The sequence below is a fragment of the Empedobacter sp. UBA5528 genome (assembly GCF_002426075.1).
Lineage (GTDB): Bacteria > Bacteroidota > Bacteroidia > Flavobacteriales > Weeksellaceae > Empedobacter > Empedobacter falsenii_B.
In genome coordinates this window covers 1,763-9,216 of the sequence record NZ_DINY01000002.1, presented here as the reverse complement: position 1 = coordinate 9,216, position 7,454 = coordinate 1,763, and the positions used below count along the sequence as shown (strand labels likewise).

Sequence of the window (7,454 nt, the reverse complement as noted above, 5' to 3'; positions counted from 1 at the left end):
AACTTTCGTTAGGATATCCAGCCGATAGCAGGAGGATAACCGAACACCTGTATAATATAGTAGGTTAAAACCAAAAAAAATACAAAAAATGAAAAATTTAAAACTTCAAACAGTATTGCCTATTGCAGCATTTTTATTGGCTGGAATAGGAGCGTTTGCTACACAGCAAACAAAAAGCAACGAATCTATCAAAGATGCTGCTTTAATCGATGGATTTATTCGACATAGTTCGTCTACAGATTGTGAAGAAATTAAAGTTGATTGTACACCTGTATCTACAGATCAACTTTGTATGACAGAAGAAGCAACTCCACAGCAAGTTTGGCAAAAAAATGGTGTTGGCCAGTGTGTTTTAGAATTATATAAACTAACTAATTAAAAATAGAGGTTCCGAAAGGAACCTCTTCTTATTTGTAGGTTATTTAATCCAACTACTTTTTGGTTCGTTTTTCAAATAAAAAGCAAACCATTGTTCTATTCTCCTTGTCAAATCTGTTTGATCTTCTTTGCTTGATACAAAATGTCTTGCTTCAGGATAGCGTAGCATAACAATCTTTTTTTTGAGTTTTCTCAAAGCGGTATAAATTGTCATCGTTTGTTCTGGAGGTACATTAGTATCATTTTTACCTGTCCAACTCAATATTGGTGTTGTGATTCTACTTGCATGATACAAAGGTGAATTTTTTATGTAAAGTTCGGGCGCTTCAAAAAATGGCTTTTTTATTCTAAATTGAAAATTTTCATAGCGCCAGCTTTCTGTTTTTTCGTAAGGTTCATTCCAAAAATAGTCTTTTACCAAGTCAAATAAACTTGCTCCCGTAACAGCAGCACTAAATAAATCGGTTTGTGTAAGTATAAAATTGGTTTCATATCCTCCAAATGACTGTCCAATCAATCCTATTTTTCCTTTTTCAGTTACACCTTCATCAATTAGTTTATTCAAAACTCCTACAACTGAATTTGTAGCAGATGCACCTGTAAAACCTTTATCATATGCCATATCGGGAAGTACAACAATATAACCTTGTTGCGTAAGATTTGATACATTAAATCCTATGTTGTTATACATCGATGGATTGTGGTATTCTTTTACTGTTTGTGACAAATTTTCGTAGACACGAACTATAGCAGGATATACATTTCCTTTCTTGTAATTCGGTGGGTAAAATATAGCAGCTTTTAGTTTTTTTCCATCTATAGTTGTGTAATGCAATAATTCGGATGTTCCCCAATCATAAAGATAATGTTGTTTATTCGTTGCGAATAATTGTATTGGTTCACTTTTCATATCTTTTTTATACCACAATTCTGGTGGTAAATTATAGGCTTCTTTTAAGTAAATAAAATCTGTTGTTAACTTGGCTTGTTGCAACTTTGTATATAAAAAATCATGACTTGTCAATAGTAAATCAATTGTATGATTAGGCTTTAATATGGCATAAGATTTAATTCTTGTATTTAGATCGTTTATAACCAACCTGTTGTTCTTAGTTTCGTCAATAAGACGGATATCCGACGTATTTTTTGATTTCGTCAATAACTCAAAACGAAAAACTTGCTGCGACTCTCTGCCTTTTGTCAACTTAGTAGAAGCTAATGTCTTTACATTTATTTTCCAAATATCATAGGTGTCATATAGATAGAGGTATTGTTTATCATTTGAGATTCCTGCAATTCCCCATGCAATTTGTTGATAACCTTCATCTAGTATTTTGTTATCCCATTCGGCATGTATGGAAGAAGTCAGATTTGTAGCTGTTTCAAGTTTTGTATTATACCACCACCAATTATTGTCATAGTAGTAAACAAAATCATCTGTTTGTCCTACATTTCCGAATAAATGAGTATTTGGATCAAATTCTTGAATAATTCTTTTCTTAACAGCTGTTTTCGAATCATAGAAATAAACATCATAATCGTTTATTAATTTATTATCTGTTGTGTTTTGATATGGGTTGTATAATAAGAGCTTATTACTATTCGATAAATAATGTATATTAGGTAGTTCATCGTCTGTAATCTGTTTTACAGTATTTTCTATTCTATTCCAAACCCAAGTATATGGGGTATAACCACGTTCATCTCTCATTTTTCTAATTGGATAGATTAGCTGATCCGAACCATACCATATTTCTACAGAATCATCCNNTTGGCGTTGAAATAAATGAATTCAGCATTAGTAGAAAGATACAATGTATTTGATGTTTGATCGATTTCGTCTTCTATCAAATTAGTATTCATACAGTCTAAGTTTTTACTTTTTAGATCAAAATAACAAATGCTAGACAAGGCGTTTTCGTTTTTCGATAATATAACGACACCATTGTCGTTCCACTTAAAATTAATGTAAGAACCAGCTTCTTTATGTGTCACCGTATTAGATGACAAAGGGCGAGAAAGATCTATGTATTCTAANNTGTCAACTATTTTTTCATAAACCATTCGATTTGTTTCATTATCAAAACTATAATTACGCGTATTTTCAATGGTTTTTATACTATTACCTTTTATATCTCGCAAAACAATTCGTTGTGCATTGTTGTGTTTTTCTATGGAAATAAGAATATTCTTGTCCATTGAAACAACATATTTCTTTACAGCAGGAATCTCAATATTTTCTAGCGTTTTTAAATTAAGTACGGACAGATTATTGTTTTTTAACCATAGAAAAGAATTTTCTTTCATAAAAGCACCTTCTCTTACTTCAGCAATACTTATTTGTTGTTTAGACAAGTTATTAATCAAAAATACAGTATCTGTAGTAGCGTAAGACATACTAATAGTAGACCAAGTTCCTTTTTCAGAAATTTGCGAACCAATAACTTTTCCCCATTTATCGTATTCAGATTCTTTTACTGTTCGGTGAGTTTGTTGTGCGAATACAGGCTTCATGTTAAATAAAAACATGAGGTGTATCATTACAATAAAATGCTTCAATATAGTTGTTTTCATTAGTATCCAGTGTTTTGTGTTAAATTCGAATTCTTTAATATTTCTTGTTCAGGAATTGGCCATTGTTGGCAATAGCTTTTCCAGTTTGATTTTGTTGGAGTTAATACTTGATCGATTAGATTCAATCGTTTTAAATCAAAAAAACGATGACCAAATTCACAGAAGAACTCATGCTGTCTTTCTTGTAAAATAGCTTCTATAAATTCCTCATCAGTCAATGCGATATAAGGAGGCAAACCAGCTCTTGATCTAATTTTGTTTAGATCTTGTAAGGCACCTACTTTATTTTGTTGTTTTAGACGTGCCTCAGCTCGAATTAAAAATTGTTCTGCTAATCGAAAAACAACTGAGTTTTCTGTTGTTGAAGAAGAGTTTGTTCTTTGTTTGTATTTATAAGCATGTTTCCAAGTACTTGTACCGTTTGTAACTTCTCTTACCCAGTTTTTTTGACGAAGATCATTTGGTTCAAACTGTGTATTTACTTTTGTTAAAGCAATAGAAGTAGGAGGACCAGTTGCGACATAGTACGTACCACCTTCATACGCATAGTTACCAGCTTGCTTAGGAGAAATTTGCCAAATAATCGATTTATTCTCTTTCAAAAACTCTTGATTAACATCTTGTTGCCATTCTATAGAAGGAGTATTAATTACTGTAGAAGCCCATTTTTCAGCATTTACCCAATTTCCTTTATACAATTCTACACGTGCTAGTAAAGCTTGTGCAGTTACTTGATTAGGACGATTACGTTGTAGTGTTATTTGTGAAGATAATAGCTGTATAGCTACTTCTAAATCTTGTGTAATTTGTTCATAGACTTTTGCTTTCTCTAAACGAGAAACACTTTTATTCAACTCATAATTCGTTGTTTTTATATAAGGAATATCGCCATAGGTATTCACTAAATAAAAATGGAGCAATGCTCTCACAAAAAGCGCTTCACCTATAAAACCATTTTTATCTGGTGTAGATAAGCCTTTACTATTTTGACAACCTTCTATAATAGCATTTGCCATATAAATCTGATAATAGGTTTGCGACCAATATTGTAAGACAGTGGCGCTATTTGCTTGTAATGTATTATTATATAAATTTTGAGATTCTACTTGATTGATTTGATACGAATCCAATTCATCGGTATATAGACCAATAGAAACAGGAAAAGCACTCATTTGCCCACTTACAAAACCTTTTTCTCTCATATCTGCATATAGGTTAATAAGCGCAGCATTTGTTGTCTTTTTATCCGCAAAAACCAGCTCACTATTGTATTGAGAAGTAGGAGTATCAACATCCAAAAAGTCATTGCATCTAAAGAATAAGACGCTTATAATGACTGTTAAACTTAACGTATATATATTTTTCATTGTGCTAAATTTTATTATTCTTATCAGATTAAAAGTTTAATTTCATTCCCATTACTATGGTGCGAAGAGGAGGGAGAAATCGGTTGTACTTAAATTCGGGATCACCACCTTTATAAGGCGTTAGAGTAAATAGATTTTGACCTTGTAGAAAGATTTGAGGTTTCAAGAAATGATCTTTTAAAGGAATATCATAGGTAATCGAAATGTTTTTCAATCGGATGTAAGAAGCATCCACAATAGAAAGCGTACTACTTCGCATTAAATTATAATTAGCCGCTATTTGAGAATTTTTAGTACTATATGGTTGCATAGGTATACCATAGTCTACTAACTGATTGGTCATTGTGCCCGCTATTGCTGTAGGCAAATACAATTGTCGTTCTTGTTTTACGAACTGAAATAATACATCTAAACTCAACTGTTTGTAACGAATCTGATTGGCGATACCACCATAATAAGAAGGATTAAGATCAGTGAGTACAACACGATCTTTTAGAGAAGTTATTTTACCATCTCCATCATAATCATAGAATTCATATTGATTATTTGTAGGATTTATACCTGTGTATTGATAAAGTTTGATGTTGTTAATAGATCGACCAATGACATAAGTATTGGCGTAAGCAGAGCTTTCAAGGTCTGGATATGAAAGTAACTTGTTCTGATTAAAAGACAAGTTAACCTCTGTTGTCCACTTCCAATTATTAGTCGTTATATTTTTGGAACCAAGAGTAAATTCCCATCCTTTATTTTCTACTGTTGCAGGTAGATTTCCAGAAAAAGAAGAAAAACCAGTTGTCGTAGGTAGAGCAATACCGACCAATTGATTTCCTGATCTGTTTTGATAATAAGCCATAGAAAAATTAAGACGATCATGTAGAAAACCTAATTCTAGCGCAACTTCTAATTTACGATTTGTCTCCCAATGATAATTGGGATTATACAGCCGAATAGGACTTAAACCAACTGTCCCATTATATGGATTAGATGTTGTTTGATAATTATCTAAATATTGATAATCTCCAATATTATCACTTCCTGTAATTCCATAGCTACCACGTAATTTCCCAAAACTCAACCATCTATTGTTTTTTATAAAATCCTCTTTTGTGAATAGCCAAGCCGCACCAATTGCACCAAAATTAGAATATCTATTCTGAGGACTAAAACGACTCGAGCCATCTCGTCTAGCTGTTACGTTAAGTATATATTTATCTTGTAAGATATAATTCAATCGTCCATAAAAAGCTTGATAACGGTAATTTGTTTTTTCATCTAAGCCTATTAATTGTAAAGCAGCAGTAGACAGAGACAATAACATTTCATTGGAAGGGAAATCAGCGGCAGTTAAATACAGCCTATCAGTTGTTTGATCCTGAAAAGTTGCACCTATAAGAAAAGAAAAATGATGTTGATTCCATTTCTTATCCCAACTTAGTTGAGGTTCTATAATCCATGAAGAACGATTCGTTTGATTAGATTCTACACTTGATGATTCACTACCTTGCCCTAAAGAAGGATTATACATCGTCGACGGAAAAGTTCTCAACTCACGGCTATGCAATTGGGTAAACCCTAAATTGGTTTTAAAAGTTAAATCAGGTAAAATAGCATAACTCAACATCATATTAGCGGTTAGATTATCTATTTTTGATAGAAATTTAGACTCTAAACTTGCCAATGGATTGGTCCATGTATTATTTGCCCAATTCAATTGTCCATTTTCATCATATAAAGCAGGAGCATTGGGTGCTAATTCTCTTGCAACGGTTGTTAAATCAGTAGAAGGTTGATTGTTATTTTGATTGCTATAATTACCCGTAAATAAGAAATTAAACTTTTTATCCTTGTAGTTTAAAGCCAAATGAACAGCATTTTTCAAATACTTAAATGATCCTGGATAAACAGTAGTTTCTTCGTGATGTGTACCATTCACGGTATAATTAAAAGCGGTGTTACCACCACTTATAGAAGTTTGTATCGTGTTATATTCTGCTGTACCTCCAATTAATTCTTTTTGCCAATCGGTAGATCGGTTTATATCCCATGTCCCGTTTATATCATAGGCATTTGTAGGATAAGTAGAAATACCATCATAGGCATAAGCCTGTCTACGCATATCAAGGTATTGTTCGGTATTCATCAATTTCAATGGGCGTGTAATTTTTCCTAACCCCATCGATGTCCGAATACTTACCTGTGTAGCACCTATTTTCCCCTGTTTAGTTGTAACCAGTACCACACCATTTGCTCCACGCGAACCATATATAGCAGTAGCATCGGCATCTTTCAATACTTCTATACTTTCTATATCAGCAGGATTAATCGTAGATAACGGACTTGTAAAAGAAGGTCTGTTTCCAGAGGTAGATGTACCTCCAATAGGATCCGAAGAGTAGGGGATGCCATCTATAATGAATAAAGGTTGATTGGCATCGGGTCTTAAACTGTTCTGTCCCCGTATTTTTATCTGAAATCCACCTCCAGAACCACCACTTTCTTGAGTTATTTCTACTCCTGCCATTCGCCCTTGTAGCGTTGCTAAAAAATTATCTACGGGCTGATTCTCTATTTCCTTAGCCGTTACACGTGCTATAGACCCTGTACGTTCTTTGTCCTTTACAGCATAGTACCCTGCATTTATCACTACATCTTTTAGCTGAATCCCGTCTTCTTTTATGAAACTTACATTTATCACGCTTCTATTCAGTACCTCTTCTTCACGAATAGGGAAATCCAATTGCTCAAAAATTAGTTTAGCATCATCATGTTGCAAGGTCAACGAATAGTATCCATTCGCATCAGTTCGCACACTATTCTGTGTACCTTCTTCTGTTACTACCACGCCAGAGAGCAAATGGTTATGATCTTTCACCGTTCCAGTCACGGTTTTTCCTGTTTGTGCAAATAGGGGTGTAGCACAAACCAATCCCAATAGCACACTTATTATATGCCTATTGAGTTTAAAGTAAAATATTTTCATAATTTTACATANNTTGTTTTTGGGAAAGGGGTTTTTGTTTTTTTTTACGTTTTACGGTCTACGCTTAACGTTTTACGTTTTTATTCTTTTTTCAATACTCAAATTCACTTTTTATAACAGATTTTAGAGTCGACATACGATTTGCAGACGAG

The 7,454-nt window shown here is 33.2% G+C and carries 4 protein-coding genes; 1 reads left to right on the top strand and 3 read right to left on the bottom strand.

Going from position 1 to position 7,454, the window contains the following annotated elements; all coding sequences use genetic code 11:
* Positions 1-88 precede the first annotated feature (88 nt).
* Positions 89-379 (top strand): DUF6520 family protein, encoded by a 291-nt coding sequence (locus B4L98_RS00235; RefSeq protein WP_038330661.1) that lies wholly within the window; start codon positions 89-91, stop codon positions 377-379.
* Between the two features lie 39 nt (positions 380-418).
* On the opposite strand, the gene B4L98_RS00230 is transcribed toward B4L98_RS00235, so the two are convergent.
* The 3 genes from B4L98_RS00230 to B4L98_RS00220 form a co-directional block, all read right to left on the bottom strand.
* The gene (locus B4L98_RS00230) at positions 419-2,089 is read right to left on the bottom strand and encodes an alpha/beta hydrolase family protein (protein WP_291077235.1); all 1,671 of its coding nucleotides are present in this window, start codon (positions 2,087-2,089) and stop codon (positions 419-421) included.
* An 862-nt stretch (positions 2,090-2,951) separates the two neighbouring features.
* Positions 2,952-4,319 carry a RagB/SusD family nutrient uptake outer membrane protein gene (locus B4L98_RS00225; RefSeq protein ID WP_291077232.1) on the bottom strand — a complete coding sequence of 456 codons (1,368 nt, stop codon included), beginning with the start codon at positions 4,317-4,319 and terminating at the stop codon, positions 2,952-2,954.
* Positions 4,320-4,347: 28 nt separating this feature from the next.
* Complete coding sequence (locus tag B4L98_RS00220) at positions 4,348-7,302, bottom strand: SusC/RagA family TonB-linked outer membrane protein (protein WP_291077230.1); 2,955 nt, start codon at positions 7,300-7,302, stop codon at positions 4,348-4,350.
* Between the last annotated feature and the right edge of the window lie 152 nt (positions 7,303-7,454).